The sequence below is a fragment of the Candidatus Planktophila dulcis genome (assembly GCF_002288225.1).
In the GTDB taxonomy this organism is placed as follows: Bacteria; Actinomycetota; Actinomycetes; order Nanopelagicales; family Nanopelagicaceae; genus Planktophila; species Planktophila dulcis.
Genome location: NZ_CP016777.1, coordinates 983,695 through 1,001,359, shown reverse-complemented (window position 1 = coordinate 1,001,359; position 17,665 = coordinate 983,695). Strand labels below are relative to the sequence as shown.

The following is a 17,665-nucleotide window of genomic DNA, read 5'->3' as shown; positions in this document are numbered from 1 at the left end:
TATCAATTAGCGTGAAGAACTGAGTTCAATCCGCCCCAGGTGCCGGTACGCATTACCGCTTCAAGTCCACCAGTAAGTGAGTTACGACGGAATAAAAGATTATTAGCACCAGAGAGAGTTCCAGCTTTTACGATCTCGCCATCAGGCAGCTTCACCTTTGCTGCAGCTGTGATGTATGTACCTGCTTCAATAACGCAGTTATCTCCGAGTGAGATTCCAAGTCCTGAATTAGCACCGAGAAGACACTTCTCACCGATTGAAATTACCTCTTTACCACCACCGCTGAGAGTGCCCATGATGGATGCACCGCCACCAACATCTGTTCCATCCCCAACAACCACTCCTGCTGAAATACGTCCTTCCACCATTGAAGTACCGAGAGTTCCAGCATTGAAGTTGATAAAGCCTTCATGCATCACAGTTGTACCAGAGGAAAGGTATGCACCGAGTCGAACGCGGTCTGCATCGGCAATACGAACCCCGGAAGGAATGACGTAATCAACCATGCGAGGGAATTTATCGACACTGAATACTGAGACATGTCCATGTTTAGCTTTGAGCTTTGCTCGTGTGGCTTCAAAACCATCGACTGCGCAAGCTCCAGCAGATGTCCAGACAACATTTGTCAGTAACCCAAAGATCCCTTCAAGGGATTGACCATGCGGCTTAACAAGTCGATGTGAAAGTAGGTGAAGTCGAAGATAAGCATCTTTTGCATCTTTTGGTGCAACGGTGAGATCAATTTCAATTGAGACTAATTCGCGTGTGACACCGCGCGCTTCATCGCTTCCGACCATCGAAGTCAGGGTTGCATCAGGTGTGCCAGCAAGTGCTCCTAAAGCAGGGGATGGAAACCACACATCGAGAACTGTTGAACCCGCAAGTGTTGCGATTCCATGGCCATGAGCTAAAGAAGACATGTTCTAAGCCTAACCCCTATCCTGTCCCTCATGCGCATTGCAGTATTTTGTTCCTCATCACCCACGATTGATAGCAAATTTATCGATTTGGCATTTGAACTTGGCGCTGGCATTGCACAAAGCGGCGCTGAACTCGTATCCGGCGGGGGCCATATCTCTGCAATGGGCGCCATCTCTCGAGGTGCTCGCAGTCAAGGTGGCCGGACAATTGGCATCATTCCTCAGAAACTTGTTGATATTGAATTTGCAGATCACGATAGCGATGAACTCATCGTTGTTGATTCCATGCGCACCCGAAAGGCGAAGATTGAAGATCTATCAGATGCCTTCATAACCCTTCCCGGTGGTCTTGGAACCCTTGAAGAACTCTTTGAGATTTGGGTTGGCCGCTATCTTAAGTTTCACGATAAGCCAGTCATCATTCTTGATCCACATGGTGTATTTCAACCACTTCATGCACTCGTTGAGCATCTTGAAAATGAGAATTTTGTGAAGCCAGGAATGCGCGATCTCTTGCATTGGACTACAACAGTTGAAGAAGCTGTTGCTATTGCTTACGGTAAAAAGTGAAAATGTCGAGTAACACGCTTTCGATTAGCCTGACCATTGATGCACCACGTGAAGTTGTGTGGAAGAAAATTGCAGATTGGAAATCACAAGGTGACTGGATGTTGCAGACAAAGGTATGGGTGACATCTAATCAAGTAGAGGGAGTGGGAACTTCAATTGCTGCTTTCACAGGACCACTACATAAGTTTTATCCACGTTTAAAATCTCTTGGACTTCTCGATCTCATGGTGGTGACACAGTGGCAACCTCCACACCGTTGCGATGTTGACCATGTTGGAAAGGTGTTAAAGGGAAGTGGATCATTTCAACTCAGTGAGATAAATGGCTCATCCACGCGATTTGACTGGTCAGAAACGATCGTGGCCCCTAAGGCGATATTTCTGCTTGCTGCTCCTTTTCTCTATGTAGGCGTGCGCATATCCCTGGCACGATTTGCTCGATCTTTTACCTAAGTCACCCTTTTCTTCGGTTTCTTTAAGAATCAAGCGAGTAACCTCTATTCCTATGAGCAGCTCAAGCAATCCTCAAACCCTTGCTGAACTGCTCGCATCTCTTCCTGAAGAAGAGCGAATCATTTTGACCTTGCATTACCTTCGATCTAAATCAAGTGGAGAGATTGCAACCTTGCTCTCTGTCCCAGAGCGCGCCGTTATTGTCGTTATTGAGTCTGGAAAGACGCGCCTAAAGGCGATATTGGGCCTCTAAAGCCCGCTATTGCCGATTTCACCCTCGGCTCATTCTGCGAGATACTTCTCCCCTCGACTTTCCCTGAGGAAAGTTTCCCCGCCCGAAGTCAGACCAACAAGGAGTCCCCACCATGGCAGCTATGAAACCTCGTACCGGTGATGGACCAATGGAAGTAACTAAGGAAGCACGCTCACTCGTTATGCGAATTCCTCTCGAAGGCGGCGGGCGCCTGGTAGTTGAACTCAACCCACAGGAAGCAAATAACCTCAGCGCAGCTCTTGAAGCCGCTGTTGCCCTCATTAAGAAGTAGAGCGGATTTAGGAAAATTCTTCACACAGTTGCACCTGACCTCGAAGCGCTTATTAGCGCAGATGTCCTTGCACTGGGTTTTACAAAGAAGAACGATGAAAACATTGAGCTCGTTGGTAGCGCTCGCTTAATTTCATCACTTGAAAAGTACTTTGGAATCAACCTCATTGATGAAATCACTTTCTTTGCACCTTCTGGAAAAGCGGGGGAGCTCTTTGAAATCCCCGTCCTCCATAAAGATTCCACGGTAGATCGCCTCTATCTCGTTGCAGTCGGAGATGGCTCACTTGCCTCACTTCGCGCAGCAGGGGCATCACTTGGCCGTAAAGTGCGTGGCAAGGCGATTGAACTCATCTCACTTGTCTGCCAATCTCGAGCAGAAATTCGCGCCCACGGAGTCTCAATTCTTCTGGGTGCATATACGTGGAATCTCAAGACTGGAAAACCAGCAGAAATTGCCACGATTGCAATTGCAACTAAAGATGGCGCATCGGTCTCTGAAGCAGGTGTTATTGCTCGAGCCCTCTATACAGCGCGCGATTTAATCCACACGCCAGCAAATATCAAGAATCCATTATGGATGGCGCAAGAGGCCAAGAAGATTGCCGAAGAAAAAGGTTTATCAATATCCGTTCTTGCAGGTAAAGACCTTTCACAATTTGGCGGTCTTCGAGCGGTAGGTAATTCATCACCTAAGCCAGGCCCACGATTTATCGAGATTACATATATCCCCAAGGGCAAGGCACGTTCGGCTGCAGCGCTACCTCATGTTGTCATTGTTGGTAAAGGAATTACTTTCGATACTGGTGGTATTTCACTCAAGCGCCCTTATGAGTTTATGACAGCAATGAAGAGCGATATGGCAGGTGCTGCTGCAGCCCTTGCAACCATTAGTGCACTTCCAGATTTACAACCGCAGGTAAAAGTCACAGTGCTGATGATGTGTGCTGAGAATTCACTCTCTGGCACATCACAGCGTCCATCTGATGTCATTACACAATATGGTGGAACAACTGTTGAAATCATTAACACCGATGCAGAAGGTCGCCTCGTTCTTGCAGATGGTTTGGCCTATGCCGTCGAAAATCTCGATCCTGATTACCTATTTGATATTGCAACTTTGACAGGTTCGGCAACTCTTGGCCTTGGTCGCCAATATGCCGCTCTGTACACGCGCGATGAAAAACTCGCCAAAGAGCTCGTCTCAGTTGGTGAATCTTCCGGCGAACGCGTCTGGCATATGCCATTGATAGATGATTACCAAGATTCACTTGAAAGTGATGTTGCAGATCTCAACCATGCTGCAGATAAGGGCGATTACTCAGCTGGTTCTGTCACTGCAGCTCTCTATCTCGAGCACTTTGTTGGTGATTCTCGCTGGGTCCACCTAGATATTGCAGGAACTGGCCGTAGCGAAACTGATTCTGGAGAAAACGCTAAAGGCGGCACTGGATTCGGCGTGCGTTTCTTCATCGATTGGATATTGTCTCTCTCATGAACAACAACCCGCACTCTTATGCAGAATCCTTCATTGCAGAAGATGCGGTAAAGATTGCTGCACGTGCACGTGGGCTAGAACTCGGCACCCTCGATGCATCTCAAGGCACAGGCGCATATCTTCGCCACCTTGCCCATCTCCTTGATGCGCAATCAGTTGTTGAAATCGGAACTGGTTCTGGTGTGGGTTCACTCTGGATTCTTGAAGGAATGATTGCAAGCGGAACTCTTACTTCAATCGATGACGAGATGGAACATACATCTATTGCAAAGCTTGCAATGGCAGATGCTGACATTGCTCAATCACGCTATCGATTCATTACCAATTCAGTCATGGATGTCATGACAAAGCTCACTGATCGCGCATATGACTTAGTTGTATACCGCCATAATCCTGAGGATTTATCCTTTGCAATCTCTGAAGCACATCGCATTCTGCGAAGCGGTGGAGTCTTTGTTATCGATAACTTCTTCGGTGGTTCAAAGGTTCACGATCCAGCTCAACGTGATCCAAAGACCATTGCTCTGCGCGAAGCCGGGAAGTTGATTAAGGGCGATACGGATTCGTGGGTGAGCTCACTCATCCCAACGGGTGATGGATTATTGCTCGCAACTAAGTTGTAGCAGAATAATCCTATGAGCATAAATAACGGTGGCCCTTGGTGGGATGCTCCCAGTAAGAGTGGACTTGGCAAGAACATCACTGTGCGTTCTGCCATTGTTTTAGCCCTTGTCGTTGGTGTCATCGCTGGAGCTTTTGGTGCTTCATCATCTGGATCACTCTTTGGTCGCTCAGTGAACTTAGTGAAATCCACATCTGCCATTGAGAGACCAGCTGGTTCTGTTGCAGAAATAGCACAGCGCGTATTGCCATCAGTAGTCTCAATCGAGGCCAAATCTTCCAATGGTGGTTCAACTGGATCAGGTTTTGTCATCGATAGCAGCGGATACATTCTTACCAATAACCATGTAATTGCATCCTCCGTAACGAGCGGGGGAGATATCACTGTTCGCCTCAATGACGGATCACCTTTTGATGCAAAAGTTGTTGGACGCGATAGCTCCTATGACTTGGCCGTCCTTAAAATTGTTGGCGCATCACTTAAAGCACTTCAATTTGGCGATAGCGACAAGGTTGCAGTCGGAGATTCAGTTATAGCAATCGGTTCACCACTGGGATTAACAGGCACTGTCACACTCGGAATCATTAGCGCAAAAGACCGCGCCGTTACTGCTGGGGAATCCAGCTCTGAGAATTCATTTATCAATGCTCTGCAAACAGATGCAGCTATTAATCCAGGAAACTCTGGAGGACCACTTGTAGATGCAACGGGTTCGGTTATTGGCGTTAACTCTGCGATTGCATCTCTTGGTTCAAGCTTTAGCTCGCAGACGGGCTCCATTGGTTTGGGATTTGCAATCCCCATCAACCAAGCACGTAAGACTGCAGATCAATTGATTAAGAATGGCAAAGCGACATATCCAGTTATGGGAATCTCTGTCGATATGAATTTCTCAGGCGATGGCGCGATGATTGCAAAGAATGCACAGGCAATTTTGCCAGGTGGGCCTGCAGCCAAAGCTGGCTTGAAATCAGGTGACATCATCACAGCGATAGATGGCCGCCCCATTACTTCTCCCGAAGAGCTCATCGTGACGATTCGATCCCTTAACATCGGAGATTCAGTCGTTGTGACATATAAGCGTGGCTCTGAATCTAAGTCAGCAACTTTGACGCTGACGGCTTCGAAGTAGCAGAGTAAGGTTCACCACTATGTTCTTCGATTTTGGTGCGGGCGAGTTAGTTGGCCTTGCGATTCTTGCGATGATTCTTATCGGCCCAGAGCGCCTGCCGAATTTGGCCGTTGATGCTGCAAAGTTTGTAAAGCGCATCCGCGAAATGGCATCTAAGGCCACAGAAGAGCTCAAAGATAATCTAGGGCCGGGTTTTGAAGATCTCAAACCTACCGATTTGAACCCAAAGAGTTTTATTAAGAAGCAGCTCTCTAGCGTCTTAGATGATGATGATTCAACTCCAGCAACTTCTAAGCGCACAAGCACAATAGATCCTGATCTGCTATGACAACTCTTGAGTCAGTCCACGCAGCGCTTGCAACTGTCCAGGACCCTGAACTTCACAGAGCTCTCCCTGAGCTTGGGATGGTTAAATCTGTTGAAATCAAAGGCTCCATTGCCCACTTAGAAATTCTCCTGACCATTTCAGGATGTCCTATGCGCGATCGCCTGCAGAAAGATATTGAAAGTGCTGTGACTGCAGTGGAAGGCATCTCTGCCATAGAGCTCACATTTGGTGTGATGGATGAAGAGCAGCGGGCCAATATTAAAAAGCTTCTTCGTAATGGCCGTGAAAGTTTTATCTCCTTTGCTCAAAAGGATTCACTCACTCGTGTCATTGGAGTTGCATCCGGCAAAGGCGGCGTTGGTAAATCTTCACTGACTGCCAATCTTGCAGTGTCATCTGCGCAAAAGGGCTTGCGAGTCGGAATTCTTGATGCTGATGTATACGGACACTCGATTCCTCGTCTGATGGGCCTGATTGGTCAGCGCCCCACAGCAATTGATCAGATGTTTATTCCTCTGGAATCTTTCGGTGTGAAGACAGTCTCCATGGAGATGTTTAAGCCAGAGCGCTCCGATGCCATCGCATATCGTGGACCGCTACTGCACCGCGTTCTTGAGCAGTTGCTCTCTGATGCATATTGGGGCGATCTTGATCTTCTCTATATCGATCTTCCGCCTGGAACAGGCGATCTTGCAATCTCATTGGGTCAATTAGTTCCTTCATCAGAGATCGTTGTAGTGACTACCCCACAAGTTGCAGCAGCTGAAGTTGCAGAACGTGCAGGACGTATTGCGCATCAAATTCACCAACGTGTTATCGGCGTGATTGAGAATATGTCTGCCTATCCATGTGCAAAATGTGGCGAACTCACTTCACTCTTTGGTGAAGGCGGGGGAGAAGAAACCTCTCGACGTCTCTCACAATTAGTGGGATCTGATGTGCCGCTACTAGGAAAGATTCCTTTTAGCCCAGATCTTCGCGAAGGTGGAGATGCGGGCGCTCCTGTGGTGATCTCAGCACCTGATAGCCCAAGTGCTAAGGCAATCGAAGCAATTGTTTCTCAGTTGATTGTGCGCGAAAAATCTCTACTTGGCGTCAGACTCGGGCTTGCGTAGTTCTACAACGATTTCTTTCGCCATATCACCAAGCTCATTACGTAGGTAATCACGAGTTGCAACATCACCTAAAGCGATACGAAGACTTGCAAGCTCGCGAGTGAGATATTCGGTGTCAGCAATACTTCGTGCATTCTGAGCGCGATCCTCATTAAGAGCAATGCGATCACGGTCTGCTTGGCGATTTTGGGCAAGCAAAATCAATGGAGCTGCATACGATGCTTGAAGTGAAAGAATCAACGTCAAGAAGATAAATGGATAATTATCAAAGCGAATATCTCGCGGTGCCAATGTGTTCCAGAGAACCCATGTGAGAACAAAGGCTGTCATATAGACCAAGAAGCGAGCGGTGCCTAAGAAACGTGCAAAACGTTCTGAGAGGCGACCAAAAGTCTCAGGGTCAATATTTCCGCGAAGCGAACGACGAGTCTCGCGCGGTGTATCCAAACCAAAGTTGCGTGCCATCGTTACACCTCCTCGGTGAAATTAGTGTCAATACTTTCAAGAGCAGCTGTAGCAGCTGCTGAATCTCTGTGATCGTGACGCCAGTTGGTAGGCAACAAGTGATCGAGCACGTCATCGACAGTGACTGCACCGAGTAGGCGATCATTGGCATCGATAACAGGCAGTGAGAGCAAGTTATAACTAGCTAAGTATGACGAAACAGCATGCAAGGATGCATCGGGATTAACGCCCTGCGTATTGGTATCGACGATTGAGCCTAGAAGTGTTGAAGGTGGTTCACGTAGGAGGCGCTGGTAATGCACCATTCCAATGAAGCGACCCGTAGGAGTCTCTAGTGGCTGGCGAGCGATAAAAACTTGGGATGCAAGTGCTGGAGATATTTCGCTCTGTCGAACAGCAGCGAGTGCATCTGCAACTGTGTAATCAGCGGACATCACAATTGGCTCAGTCGTCATCATTCCGCCTGCTGAGTAATCTTCATATGTCATCAAGCGCAGAACATCTTCAGCATCTTCAGGATCCATCAACCCGATCAATTCTTGAGCACGCTCTTCGCCAATTTCGCGCAGCAAGTCAGCTGCATCATCTGGATCCATCTCTTCAAGAATATCTGCAGCACGTTCGCCTTCAAGTTCTGCCATCAGTGCAACGCGCTCGGACTCATCCATCTCTTCAAGAACATCTGCAAGACGTTCGTCATCGAGTGCGCGCGCTACTTCAACGCGACGCTTAGGCGCCAAATCTTGAATCACTGCAGCTAAGTCAGCAGCGCGCAGGTTGCTGAGCGTTGCGAGAAGGTTTGACACACCTTGATTAGTTTCGTGTTGAGTAAAGCCAGTGACTTCTTCCCACGCGACAGTTGATGTTGCACCCTTGCGGCGTAGCCCACGTCCTTTGCGCATGATGTGAACGCGAGTGATGAGCCAATCACCAGTGCGGTTCTGCTCCATGCCCATATCTTCGACAAGAACATCTTCACTATTTTCAGTCAGTGAAATAGTGCGGTCAAGTAAATCTCCAAGGACCAACATCTCACCAGTGCGAGTTTCAAAGCGGCGCATGTTGAGCAACCCTGTAATGACAACGGAGCCAGATTCAATAGAGGTAACTCGAGTAATAGGAACAAAGACTCGACGGCGTAGAGGAACTTCAACAACTAAACCAAGTACGCGTGGTGATTGGTTATTGGAACGAAGGGTCGCGACAGCATCGCGCACCTTGCCAACAGGATCCCCATTTGGGTCAAAGACAGCAGTTCCAGCAAGACGGGCGAGAAATATGCGATTGATGTTATTTCCGCTCATGGGATAAGAGTAACCGTTGAGGTATCGACTAGGTTTGCCTTATGTCCGAGGCCCAGAAAGCAACAGTTCATAATCACACTGAGCTGCCCGCACGACCTGACCTCATTCGCCTGATTATTGGCATATTTGGAATTGGCTCATCTGGCCCTCTCATCGCCTTGAGCGCCATGCCTGTTCCGACCTTAATTTTCTGGCGCAATCTCGGCGGCTCTCTCATGACTCTTCCATTCGCTCTTCGCCATAAATTAGATCGCACTGGTGTGAAGTGGGCGGTATTAGCTGGCATCGTGCTTGCAGTTCACTTTGTTGGATTCTTCCTCTCGATGCGCATGACGAGCGTGACTGCTGGAACTGCAATCGTTGCAACGCAACCAATCTTTGCTGCATTCTTCGTCAAACTTACTGGTGGACATATTCCAACGAAAGCCTGGCTTGGAATGCTCATCAGTTTCACTGGAGTACTTGTTGTAACAGGTATCGACCTTCAACTCGACCGCAGATCATTTCTTGGAGACCTTGCAGCGTTGATTTCAGGAGCGCTTGCTGCCGCTTACATGTTGATTGGTTCACGTGCTCAGCAAACGCTTGCAACCACGTCCTATACGACTATTTGTTATTTTGTCTGCGCAATGACGGCACTTCCCATGGCACTCTTATCCGGATATGACATTGTCGGCTTCGCTCTACGCGAATGGTGGATCTTGCTCGGACTCATCATCGGGGCTCAAATTCTGGGTCACACAATGTTTAACATGACCTTAAAGCGCGTGTCACCTGCAGTAGTTTCCATGATTGTCTTCTTTGAAGTTCCTGTCGCAGCGATTGTGTCGTTGGTTTTTGATATTGGTAAGCAACCAACCCTGTCTATTATTCCTGGCGTGATTCTTATTCTTCTTGGATGCATACTTGTTGTCTTGCGTACTCGACCAGAAAGTGTGATGACAGAACAATGATTGACCTTCACACTCATACAACCTGTAGCGATGGAACGGATGCTCCTTTTGCACTCGTGAAGAAGGCGTTAGCTGCAGGAATCACAACACTTGCCATCACCGATCATGATTCAACTGCTGGATGGGAGGAAGCAGTCTCTGCTATTCAGCCGCAAATCGAACTCGTACTCGGTGCAGAAATTTCGTGTTTAACAACAGATGGCATCAGTGTTCATATGCTCGGCCTTCTCTTTGATGGTAAGAACAGTGAGATGCAGCAAATGCTGTCGGATTCACGCGATACTCGTGTGCCACGTATGCGCAAGATGGTTGAACTCATGAGCGCAGATGGAATTAACATCTCACTCGATGATGTCTATCGAGCAACGCCAGAAGGTGCCACAGTGGGACGTCCTCATTTAGCTGATGCACTTGTGGCAAATGGAGTAGTAGCAACACGTGATGAAGCTTTCTTAGATCTGCTCAATAATGAATCGAAATACTATGTCACCCATGCTGCGCCCACACCCGTTGATGCGATTGAAGTAATTCGAAAAGCTGGGGGAGTAGCAGTCATTGCTCACCCTTTTGCATCTCGCCGTGGCCAGATCATCACTGCATCAACATTTACTGATTTAGTCGCAGCAGGGCTTAATGGAATAGAAGTGCATCACCGAGATCAGAGCGCTGACGAACAAAGCACCTTGACTGCCATTGCTCAAGAGTTAAATCTTGTTATTACAGGCTCAAGTGATTATCACGGCACAGGCAAACTTAATGGGTTAGCAGAAAACACAACTCATCAGGCACAATGGGAACAATTAGAGTCACTTGCAGATGCGCGAAGGGTTGTTAAGAAATGAATTCACTCGGAGCAGTTACCTTTGCCACCCAAGCCTTCGTGACCCTCTTTGTCATTATGGATCCACCGGGTGCCACACCAATTTTCTTGGGACTCGTTGGTGATAAGTCTCCTCGTGAGCGCGTGCGTCTTGCCTGGCAGGCTGCAGGTGTTTCACTCTTTGTTATTGCAAGCTTTGCTCTCTTTGGTCGCTTCATTCTTGATTACATGAATGTTTCGATTGAAGCACTACAAGCAGCAGGTGGATTACTCCTTCTCTATGTTGCTCTGCAGCTACTAACTGGCAACAAAAACACTGGCACAGAAAATGCCAGCGATAACATTGGGATGGTCCCACTGGGAACACCACTTCTTGCAGGTCCTGGTGCGATTGTTGCAACCATGATTTATGTGCAGAAGGCAGATACCAATGCTCAGATTCTTGGTTTGGTAATTGCCATTTTGGCCGTGCACCTGATTATCGGAACTGTACTGATGGCATCGACAAAAATCGTTGGTCTCATTAAGGATTCAGGTGTCACACTTCTTGCAAGTATTGCAGGTCTCTTACTTGCAGCTATTGCTGTTCAGATGTTGGCAAATGCAATTAAGGCATTTGCTGCGAGTTAATTACTCAGAAATTCGCTTGGTACGTGTGCGTTCGCGCTTGATGCGATCGGCTGCCGGCTTCTTTGGCTCAACTGCCTTCTCACTTCTTGGACGATCACTCTTAGGGCGATCACTCTTTGGTTTATCAACCGCAGCAGCGCTCTTCTTTGTCATACGCCCTGAAGATCCTGCAGGAATATTGAGCATTTCAAAGAGATGCTCAGATGATGAATACGTTTCAACTGGTTCTGGTAATCCCAGCACTAGTGCTGTGTCAATCATCTTCCAGCGTGCAAGGTCATCCCAATCGACAAAGGTCACAGCTATTCCAGCTGCTCCCGCACGAGCAGTACGACCAATGCGGTGAACGTAGGTCTTCTCATCCTCAGGGCATTGGTAGTTGATGACGTGGGTGATGCCATCGATATCAATTCCGCGAGCTGCAACATCAGTTGCGATCAGAACATCTGATTTGCCGGCTTTAAAGTCATTAAGTGCCTTTTCACGGGCAGATTGTCCAAGATCGCCATGGATGGTTGCTGCACGGAATCCACGCTCAAAGAGATCATCTGAAGTCTTTTGTGCTGTGCGCTTGGTGCGGCAGAAGACGATTGTTGGTCCGCGTCCATCTGCTTGAAGAATACGAGCAAGCATTTCAATCTTATCCATGGCATGTGCGCGAATAACATGCTGTTCAATGCGCGAGACAACTGCGCCTTCATCTTCATTATCTTGCGTACGAATATGTACTGGCTGATTCATGAAGCGGCGAGCGAGAGCAATGATGTCGCCAGGCATTGTTGCCGAGAAGAGCATTGTTTGCTGGCGAGCTGGAGTGCTTGTAAAGATCTTTTCAACATCGGGTAAGAAGCCAAGGTCGAGCATCTCATCTGCTTCATCAAGAACAACACGAGAGACAAACTTGAGCGTCAATTGTCCTTGGCGATAGAGATCAAGAAGGCGTCCTGGTGTTCCAACAACGATTTCAACACCGTTGTTAAGCGCCTCAATCTGTGGTTCAAATGCGCGTCCACCGTAAACAGCGAGTGTGCGGATGCCGCGGTTAAATGAGAGCTCTTCAACATCTTTGGTGACCTGAACGCAGAGTTCGCGTGTTGGAACAACGATGAGTACTTGAGGTTTTCCTTGATTAGGAAGCTGGGCCCAATCTGCATCATTAGGTGCGATAACACGTTCAATAACGGGAATTCCGAATGCGAGAGTCTTACCTGTTCCTGTCTTTGCCTGACCAATGACATCGCCATCAGCGAGTGCAATAGGCATCACCATCTCTTGAATAGGAAAGGGGGATGTGAAGCCATGCTCGTGGAGAGCATCAATTGTTTCCTTGCGAAGAGGAAGATCTGCGAAAGTCAGGCTCACTTACACAACGCCGAAACCGACGCGGCGTTCAGCTGGCTCGCCGATTTCGACATAACCAATCTTGTCCGCAGGGACGATGATCTCGTGGCCCTGTACATCTTGAAGAGAAAGTGGTGTCTGCGCTGTCAGAGCTGCAGTAACTGCGCTCTTGATCTCAGCGGGAGTTGAAGGGCAGTCAAAAGAGAGTTCACTTCCAACATTGATAATGGAGATACGAACTTTTGCTGCTTTTTCAGATTTCTTTGAACTCATGTGCCTATCTTATTCGCTAAGAGTCTGTACGGGGAAATCCAGAAATTCCTCGCCACATGAGGTTTTCAACGAGATCCATAGCTTGCTGACGCGTGAGTTTGCTATCACGCTCAAGCCAGTGGCGAGCTGTGACCTGGACATAACCAATTAACCCAACTCCAAGCATCATTGCAGCTTCCTTGGGAAGGCCAGTGTCATTTGAAATAACACCTGACACAGCCGCAGCACAGTCATATGTCATTCGATTGAGACGTTCACGCACTTGTGGTTCAACACTCATGTCGCTTTCAAAGAGCAGACGGAATGCTTCTCCTTCGTTCTCAATAAAGTTGAAGTAAGCCTCGATGGTCACATGCACTCGTCGCTCGTTATCAGGCGTTGAAGAAATTGCTTTCTGAATTTCAAAGACCAGTGAATCAATATGGAGATCGAGAACGGCTAGGTAGAGATCGAGCTTCGATGGGAAATGTTGGTAGAGAACTGGCTTGCTGACATTTGCTCGATCTGCAATCTCATCCATCGCTGCGGAGTGATACCCAGCCGCAGTGAAAACTTCGAGGGCAGCAGAGAGCAAAATTGCGCGTCTTTCATCGCGAGGAAGGCGAGACTTATCTGAACGCGAATTGTTTGCAGTTGCTGATTCTGTAGTCATTGTGCGAATCGTACTGAATTCGCCACGAAAGGCACAGTACGGCAGAATTACCTGCATGAAGACGCCTCCTCTAGTCACGCCAGGACCTGCGCTAACCGTTGATGAAGTGCGCCGCTATAGCCGCCATTTGATCATCCCTGATGTAGCAATGGCGGGTCAGCAACGTTTGATGAATGCAAAAGTTCTCTGCGTTGGCGCTGGTGGACTCGGCTCTCCTGCACTTATGTATCTTGCAGCAGCTGGCGTTGGCACATTGGGCATCGTTGAATTCGATACAGTCGATGAATCTAACTTGCAGCGCCAGATTATTCATGGCCAATCAGATATTGGAAAGAGCAAGGCCCTCAGTGCCAAGGAGAAGATTGCCGAAATCAATCCTTACGTCAATGTCATTCTTCACGAGACTCGTCTTGATAACTCCAATGTGATGGAGATTTTTTCTCAGTACGACATCATTGTTGATGGAACAGATAACTTTGCTACACGTTATTTAGTTAACGATGCATGCGTGCTACTGAAGAAGCCGTATGTCTGGGGCTCTATCTATCGCTTTGATGGTCAGGCAAGTGTGTTCTGGGCCGAGTACGGTCCTTGCTACCGCTGTCTCTATCCAGAACCACCACCTCCAGGAATGGTTCCAAGTTGTGCCGAAGGTGGAGTGCTCGGAGTTCTCTGCGCAACCATCGGTTCTATTCAGACAACAGAGGCAATCAAAGTGCTGACAGGAGTTGGTGAACCACTGATTGGTTCATTGATGGTCTATGACGCACTCGATATGACATTTCGCAAGATTAAGGTGCGCAAAGATCCTAACTGCCCATTGTGTAGCGAGAATGCAACACAAACTGCGCTGCTTCCTGATTACGAAGCATTCTGCGGAACACTCTCAGAGGCAGCACAAGAGGCTAGCTCTGGCTCGACAATTACTGTGCAAGATCTCAAAGCTAAAATTGATAATAAGGATAATTTCTATCTCATCGATGTTCGTGAACCCAGTGAGTATGAAATCGTCAATATTCCAACTGCGCATCTCATTCCTAAGCAAGGATTTATCGATGGCAGTGTTCTTGCATCACTTCCACAAGATAAGCCGATAGTTCTTCACTGTAAGAGTGGAGTTCGCTCTGCTGAGTGCTTAGCAATCTTGAAGAATGCAGGCTTTGCTGATGCATCCCACGTCTTTGGTGGCGTTATTGCATGGGCTAAGCAAATCGATACAACCTTGCCGGTCTATTAATGCTCTCTAGCTATAAGGGTTATCGCATGCTGCTCGTTCATGCGCATCCTGATGATGAGACGATTAATAATGGAAGCACGATGGCGATGTACGCAGCACTCGGCGCAGATGTCACATTGGTGACATGCACGCGTGGTGAAGAAGGCGAAGTTCTTGTTAAGGATCTTGCTCATTTAGCTGCTCACGAAACCGATTCTCTAGGTGAACATCGCGTAGGCGAGCTAGCTGATGCAATGAAAGCACTTGGCATAACTGACCATCGCTTCCTTGGTGAAGGAGAAAAGATGTATCGTGATAGCGGGATGATGGGAACAGAACCTAATAATCGCCCCGATGTCTTCTGGCAGGCTGACTTAGAGGAAGCATCAAGTGAGTTAGTGAAGGTTATTGATCAAGTGAAGCCACACGTACTCATCACATATGACGAGATTGGTGGTTATGGGCACCCAGATCACATTCAAGCTCACCGCGTTGCCATGCGAGCATCTGAGAAATCGTCCTGGAATATTGAAAAGATCTATTGGAATGTCATGCCACGCTCTGTCATTCAAGAGGGAATCGATGCGATGAAGAAGCTTGGCTCTGATTTTATGGGAGCAGAGAAAGCTGAAGATCTTCCCTTCGCAAAGGACGACTCTTTCGTTCATGCGATGGTTGATGGCAATGCCTATGTTGAGAAGAAGATGGATGCAATGCGAGCACACTCAACGCAGATTGAGGTTGATGGCCCCTTCTTTGCACTCTCCAACAACTTAGGACTTCAAGTGTGGGGCAATGAGTACTACACACTTGTAAAGGGAGAAAAGTCTGAGCCATTGGATTCTCGTGGACACGAGATGGATCTCTTTGCAGGGATAAATCCTTCGTAATGCAATTTCTATCCTCACTCCTCTTTGGCGCAATGATCGCTATTTCCGCAACCCTTGTGCACCAGACGTTGCCACCAGTTGGTGTGAGCGTTGGAATCTTCGCTACCTATTTAGGTATTTGGTATGTGGGTCGCCATTATGGAAAGCGTCGCTACAAACTCATCGCCCTCAGTGCTTGGTTGGCTGTGATTTCGATTGCTGGTTCATTTGGCGTTGGTGAGGAACTTCTGATTCAAGGAGATAACCAAGGCAGTGCACTCTTAACTATCGGCTTTGTTGCAGGCGTTGTTGCAGTCTTACGCAATCCTTAAGCTACTTCCAGCTCCAACTTTGACCTTCTGCTCCATCATTGATTTCAAGTCCAGCATTGGTTAACTGCTCACGTAAAGAATCACTCAAGCTCCAATTTTTCTCAGCACGCGCTGTGATGCGAGCATCCAATAACGCTTGAATCTCACTACTTACTTCTCGTTGTTCAACTCCACGATCAAGGTCCAACCCGAATACTTGATCTGCAAAGAGAAAGAGCGCGCGTTTATCGAGTGCCCCAATAGTTGAGTCCTTTTCAATGGTGCGAATGCGCTGCATAGCGCGTGGTGTGTCGAGATCAGTTGTTAGGGCATCACTTACTTCTTGATCAAATTTCATCTCTGCACTTGTCCCAGCATTACTCAGTAGCTGTCTCCATCGTTTAAGAGTGGAATGAGCTGCTTCAAGAGATGCCCAACTTAAATCCATCTGTGAGCGGTATCGGTTCTCAAGGAGTGCAAAACGCAAGGAGAGTGGATCCAACCCACGATCAATAACATCCTGCAGCAGGACAACATTTCCTGCGCTCTTTGACATCTTGCGCCCCTCAAAGAGCAGGTGCTCGCCATGAACCCACGTATCAACGGTTTCATTGCCTGTGAGTGAGTTCGATTGTGCTCGCTCATTTTCATGGTGAGGAAAGCGCAGATCAATACCGCCAAGGTGAAGATCGACGTGAGCATCGAGGAGCTCAATAGACATTGCGCTGCACTCGATGTGCCAGCCCGGAAAACCAGCACCCCATGGTGAATCCCAAATCATTTGTGTTCGAGCACCTGCTAATTTCCAGAGCGCCCAATCTGCATGAAAACGCTTGCCACCTTCATCGGTGAATTCATATCGATGTCCTGGTTGAAGTGAATCAAGTTTATTTCCACTCAGAGCGCCATAAGTGGGGAAAGATGTAGCATCAAAGTAGACAGATCCATCGCTACCAACATAAGCGCGCTTCATCGCAATCAATTTCTCGATTGCAGTAATCATCTCAGCCATCTTCTCTGATGCTCGTGGATATGAAGCTGCAGGCTGAATATTCAGACGCTCTAAATCAATATGGAATCTATCTTCAAATGTGCGGGCAATCTCAAAAGGATTCACCTTTGTCTTTGCAGACTCTGCCAACATCTTGTCTTCTTCAAAATCATCAGCCATATGGCCAACATCGGTGATGTTCTGCACCAGGCTCACATCAAGTCCTGTCATCTGCAGAGTGCGAGAGATGAGATCTGAGAGTAAGAAGGTGCGAAGGTTTCCCACATGAGCATCGCGATAGACAGTCGGACCACAGCAATAGATCCGCACTACTCCGTCAGTGCCGGCAATGGTGTGTAATGATTTTGACTTGGTGTCATATATAGATAGTGAACCTGTCGACACATCACGACGATTAAATACAGGGATCACTCGAAAGGCCACGGCCTCATCAGGGTTGAAGTTCACTACTTCACCACGGCGGTTAATCAGCTCTGTCTCACTCTGTAAAACGCCCACGATATCTCGCAAGCCCCCATCGCTATCGCGCAGGCGGATAGTCGCTCGCTTGCCGAGCGCCTGCGCTATTTGCGTGCGCAAACTCATGGAGGCCATATAGCAACCATAATCGTGCACGGGCGCTCCTGCAGGGTTAGAAT

At 47.9% G+C, this 17,665-nt stretch carries 22 protein-coding genes; 15 read left to right on the top strand and 7 right to left on the bottom strand.

The window, feature by feature from the left end:
• Window positions 1-2 precede the first annotated feature (2 nt).
• Window positions 3-920 (bottom strand): 2,3,4,5-tetrahydropyridine-2,6-dicarboxylate N-succinyltransferase, encoded by a 918-nt coding sequence (dapD, locus tag A1sIIA65_RS05115; protein WP_095676484.1) that lies wholly within the window; start codon window positions 918-920, stop codon window positions 3-5.
• Between the two features lie 30 nt (window positions 921-950).
• Between dapD and A1sIIA65_RS05110 the strand changes: the two genes are divergently transcribed.
• The 9 genes from A1sIIA65_RS05110 to A1sIIA65_RS05070 all read left to right on the top strand — a co-directional run bounded on the left by A1sIIA65_RS05110 (window position 951) and on the right by A1sIIA65_RS05070 (window position 7,181).
• Complete coding sequence (locus tag A1sIIA65_RS05110; RefSeq protein WP_095676483.1) at window positions 951-1,490, top strand: LOG family protein; 540 nt, start codon at window positions 951-953, stop codon at window positions 1,488-1,490.
• A gap of 2 nt (window positions 1,491-1,492) precedes the next feature.
• A complete protein-coding gene (locus tag A1sIIA65_RS05105) occupies window positions 1,493-1,942 on the top strand; it encodes an SRPBCC family protein (protein ID WP_095676482.1) in 450 nt (149 codons plus the stop codon).
• A gap of 52 nt (window positions 1,943-1,994) precedes the next feature.
• Window positions 1,995-2,195: an RNA polymerase sigma factor gene (locus A1sIIA65_RS05100; protein ID WP_095676481.1), complete on the top strand. Its 201-nt coding sequence runs from the start codon at window positions 1,995-1,997 to the stop codon at window positions 2,193-2,195.
• Between the two features lie 112 nt (window positions 2,196-2,307).
• Window positions 2,308-2,487, top strand: coding sequence for a DUF3117 domain-containing protein (locus A1sIIA65_RS05095; protein ID WP_020045748.1), 180 nt, complete (start codon window positions 2,308-2,310; stop codon window positions 2,485-2,487).
• A 327-nt stretch (window positions 2,488-2,814) separates the two neighbouring features.
• Complete coding sequence (locus A1sIIA65_RS05090; protein WP_223298513.1) at window positions 2,815-3,984, top strand: leucyl aminopeptidase family protein; 1,170 nt, start codon at window positions 2,815-2,817, stop codon at window positions 3,982-3,984.
• The gene (locus tag A1sIIA65_RS05085; protein ID WP_095676479.1) at window positions 3,981-4,607 is read left to right on the top strand and encodes an O-methyltransferase; all 627 of its coding nucleotides are present in this window, start codon (window positions 3,981-3,983) and stop codon (window positions 4,605-4,607) included. Before A1sIIA65_RS05090 ends, A1sIIA65_RS05085 begins: the two co-directional genes overlap by 4 nt.
• Before the next feature lie 12 nt (window positions 4,608-4,619).
• A complete protein-coding gene (locus tag A1sIIA65_RS05080) occupies window positions 4,620-5,738 on the top strand; it encodes a S1C family serine protease (RefSeq protein ID WP_095676478.1) in 1,119 nt (372 codons plus the stop codon).
• A 19-nt stretch (window positions 5,739-5,757) separates the two neighbouring features.
• Complete coding sequence (locus A1sIIA65_RS05075) at window positions 5,758-6,066, top strand: sec-independent translocase (RefSeq protein ID WP_095676477.1); 309 nt, start codon at window positions 5,758-5,760, stop codon at window positions 6,064-6,066.
• Window positions 6,063-7,181, top strand: a complete 1,119-nt coding sequence (locus A1sIIA65_RS05070) for an Mrp/NBP35 family ATP-binding protein (RefSeq protein WP_095676476.1) — start codon at window positions 6,063-6,065, stop codon at window positions 7,179-7,181. The genes A1sIIA65_RS05075 and A1sIIA65_RS05070 overlap by 4 nt, the downstream gene beginning before the upstream one ends.
• On the opposite strand, the gene A1sIIA65_RS05065 is transcribed toward A1sIIA65_RS05070, so the two are convergent.
• Both A1sIIA65_RS05065 and A1sIIA65_RS05060 read right to left on the bottom strand, forming a co-directional pair.
• Complete coding sequence (locus A1sIIA65_RS05065; protein ID WP_095676475.1) at window positions 7,152-7,646, bottom strand: DUF1003 domain-containing protein; 495 nt, start codon at window positions 7,644-7,646, stop codon at window positions 7,152-7,154. The two genes, A1sIIA65_RS05070 and A1sIIA65_RS05065, sit on opposite strands and share 30 nt — an antisense overlap.
• A gap of 2 nt (window positions 7,647-7,648) precedes the next feature.
• Window positions 7,649-8,950 (bottom strand): magnesium transporter MgtE N-terminal domain-containing protein, encoded by a 1,302-nt coding sequence (locus tag A1sIIA65_RS05060; RefSeq protein ID WP_095676474.1) that lies wholly within the window; start codon window positions 8,948-8,950, stop codon window positions 7,649-7,651.
• Window positions 8,951-8,991: 41 nt separating this feature from the next.
• On the opposite strand from A1sIIA65_RS05060, the gene A1sIIA65_RS05055 reads away from it, so the two are divergent.
• Genes A1sIIA65_RS05055 through A1sIIA65_RS05045 form a run of 3 tightly spaced genes read left to right on the top strand, consistent with a single transcriptional unit; the run spans window position 8,992 to window position 11,353 of the window.
• Window positions 8,992-9,903, top strand: coding sequence for a DMT family transporter (locus A1sIIA65_RS05055; RefSeq protein ID WP_095676473.1), 912 nt, complete (start codon window positions 8,992-8,994; stop codon window positions 9,901-9,903).
• A complete protein-coding gene (locus tag A1sIIA65_RS05050; protein ID WP_095676472.1) occupies window positions 9,900-10,745 on the top strand; it encodes a PHP domain-containing protein in 846 nt (281 codons plus the stop codon). Before A1sIIA65_RS05055 ends, A1sIIA65_RS05050 begins: the two co-directional genes overlap by 4 nt.
• The gene (locus A1sIIA65_RS05045) at window positions 10,742-11,353 is read left to right on the top strand and encodes a MarC family protein (protein WP_095676471.1); all 612 of its coding nucleotides are present in this window, start codon (window positions 10,742-10,744) and stop codon (window positions 11,351-11,353) included. The genes A1sIIA65_RS05050 and A1sIIA65_RS05045 overlap by 4 nt, the downstream gene beginning before the upstream one ends.
• On the opposite strand, the gene A1sIIA65_RS05040 is transcribed toward A1sIIA65_RS05045, so the two are convergent.
• The 3 genes from A1sIIA65_RS05040 to A1sIIA65_RS05030 are packed head-to-tail and all read right to left on the bottom strand — an operon-like array spanning window position 11,354 to window position 13,619.
• A complete protein-coding gene (locus A1sIIA65_RS05040) occupies window positions 11,354-12,715 on the bottom strand; it encodes a DEAD/DEAH box helicase (RefSeq protein WP_095676470.1) in 1,362 nt (453 codons plus the stop codon). It abuts the gene before it with no gap.
• Complete coding sequence (locus A1sIIA65_RS05035) at window positions 12,716-12,967, bottom strand: DUF3107 domain-containing protein (RefSeq protein ID WP_095676469.1); 252 nt, start codon at window positions 12,965-12,967, stop codon at window positions 12,716-12,718.
• Between the two features lie 16 nt (window positions 12,968-12,983).
• Window positions 12,984-13,619 carry a TetR/AcrR family transcriptional regulator gene (locus A1sIIA65_RS05030; RefSeq protein WP_095676864.1) on the bottom strand — a complete coding sequence of 212 codons (636 nt, stop codon included), beginning with the start codon at window positions 13,617-13,619 and terminating at the stop codon, window positions 12,984-12,986.
• A gap of 55 nt (window positions 13,620-13,674) precedes the next feature.
• On the opposite strand from A1sIIA65_RS05030, the gene moeZ reads away from it, so the two are divergent.
• The 3 genes from moeZ to A1sIIA65_RS05015 are packed head-to-tail and all read left to right on the top strand — an operon-like array spanning window position 13,675 to window position 16,036.
• Window positions 13,675-14,856, top strand: a complete 1,182-nt coding sequence (gene moeZ, locus A1sIIA65_RS05025; protein WP_095676468.1) for an adenylyltransferase/sulfurtransferase MoeZ — start codon at window positions 13,675-13,677, stop codon at window positions 14,854-14,856.
• A gap of 26 nt (window positions 14,857-14,882) precedes the next feature.
• The gene (mshB, locus tag A1sIIA65_RS05020) at window positions 14,883-15,725 is read left to right on the top strand and encodes an N-acetyl-1-D-myo-inositol-2-amino-2-deoxy-alpha-D-glucopyranoside deacetylase (protein ID WP_223298512.1); all 843 of its coding nucleotides are present in this window, start codon (window positions 14,883-14,885) and stop codon (window positions 15,723-15,725) included.
• A complete protein-coding gene (locus A1sIIA65_RS05015) occupies window positions 15,725-16,036 on the top strand; it encodes a hypothetical protein (RefSeq protein ID WP_095676466.1) in 312 nt (103 codons plus the stop codon). Before mshB ends, A1sIIA65_RS05015 begins: the two co-directional genes overlap by 1 nt.
• Before the next feature lies 1 nt (window position 16,037).
• On the opposite strand, the gene cysS is transcribed toward A1sIIA65_RS05015, so the two are convergent.
• Entirely contained in the window at window positions 16,038-17,612 is a 1,575-nt protein-coding gene (gene cysS, locus A1sIIA65_RS05010) for a cysteine--tRNA ligase (protein ID WP_223298029.1), read from the bottom strand.
• Between the last annotated feature and the right edge of the window lie 53 nt (window positions 17,613-17,665).

Excerpts from the sequence above, each read along its gene's own strand:
- dapD (WP_095676484.1), bottom strand. The coding sequence starts at position 920 with ATGTCTTCTTTAGCTCATGGCCATGGAATCGCAACACTTGCGGGTTCA.
- A1sIIA65_RS05110 (WP_095676483.1), top strand. The coding sequence starts at position 951 with ATGCGCATTGCAGTATTTTGTTCCTCATCACCCACGATTGATAGCAAA.
- A1sIIA65_RS05105 (WP_095676482.1), top strand. The coding sequence starts at position 1,493 with ATGTCGAGTAACACGCTTTCGATTAGCCTGACCATTGATGCACCACGT.
- A1sIIA65_RS05100 (WP_095676481.1), top strand. The coding sequence starts at position 1,995 with ATGAGCAGCTCAAGCAATCCTCAAACCCTTGCTGAACTGCTCGCATCT.
- A1sIIA65_RS05095 (WP_020045748.1), top strand. The coding sequence starts at position 2,308 with ATGGCAGCTATGAAACCTCGTACCGGTGATGGACCAATGGAAGTAACT.
- A1sIIA65_RS05085 (WP_095676479.1), top strand. The coding sequence starts at position 3,981 with ATGAACAACAACCCGCACTCTTATGCAGAATCCTTCATTGCAGAAGAT.
- A1sIIA65_RS05080 (WP_095676478.1), top strand. The coding sequence starts at position 4,620 with ATGAGCATAAATAACGGTGGCCCTTGGTGGGATGCTCCCAGTAAGAGT.
- A1sIIA65_RS05075 (WP_095676477.1), top strand. The coding sequence starts at position 5,758 with ATGTTCTTCGATTTTGGTGCGGGCGAGTTAGTTGGCCTTGCGATTCTT.
- A1sIIA65_RS05070 (WP_095676476.1), top strand. The coding sequence starts at position 6,063 with ATGACAACTCTTGAGTCAGTCCACGCAGCGCTTGCAACTGTCCAGGAC.
- A1sIIA65_RS05065 (WP_095676475.1), bottom strand. The coding sequence starts at position 7,646 with ATGGCACGCAACTTTGGTTTGGATACACCGCGCGAGACTCGTCGTTCG.
- A1sIIA65_RS05060 (WP_095676474.1), bottom strand. The coding sequence starts at position 8,950 with ATGAGCGGAAATAACATCAATCGCATATTTCTCGCCCGTCTTGCTGGA.
- A1sIIA65_RS05055 (WP_095676473.1), top strand. The coding sequence starts at position 8,992 with ATGTCCGAGGCCCAGAAAGCAACAGTTCATAATCACACTGAGCTGCCC.
- A1sIIA65_RS05050 (WP_095676472.1), top strand. The coding sequence starts at position 9,900 with ATGATTGACCTTCACACTCATACAACCTGTAGCGATGGAACGGATGCT.
- A1sIIA65_RS05045 (WP_095676471.1), top strand. The coding sequence starts at position 10,742 with ATGAATTCACTCGGAGCAGTTACCTTTGCCACCCAAGCCTTCGTGACC.
- A1sIIA65_RS05035 (WP_095676469.1), bottom strand. The coding sequence starts at position 12,967 with ATGAGTTCAAAGAAATCTGAAAAAGCAGCAAAAGTTCGTATCTCCATT.
- A1sIIA65_RS05030 (WP_095676864.1), bottom strand. The coding sequence starts at position 13,619 with ATGACTACAGAATCAGCAACTGCAAACAATTCGCGTTCAGATAAGTCT.
- moeZ (WP_095676468.1), top strand. The coding sequence starts at position 13,675 with ATGAAGACGCCTCCTCTAGTCACGCCAGGACCTGCGCTAACCGTTGAT.
- mshB (WP_223298512.1), top strand. The coding sequence starts at position 14,883 with ATGCTGCTCGTTCATGCGCATCCTGATGATGAGACGATTAATAATGGA.
- A1sIIA65_RS05015 (WP_095676466.1), top strand. The coding sequence starts at position 15,725 with ATGCAATTTCTATCCTCACTCCTCTTTGGCGCAATGATCGCTATTTCC.
- cysS (WP_223298029.1), bottom strand. The coding sequence starts at position 17,612 with ATGAGTTTGCGCACGCAAATAGCGCAGGCGCTCGGCAAGCGAGCGACT.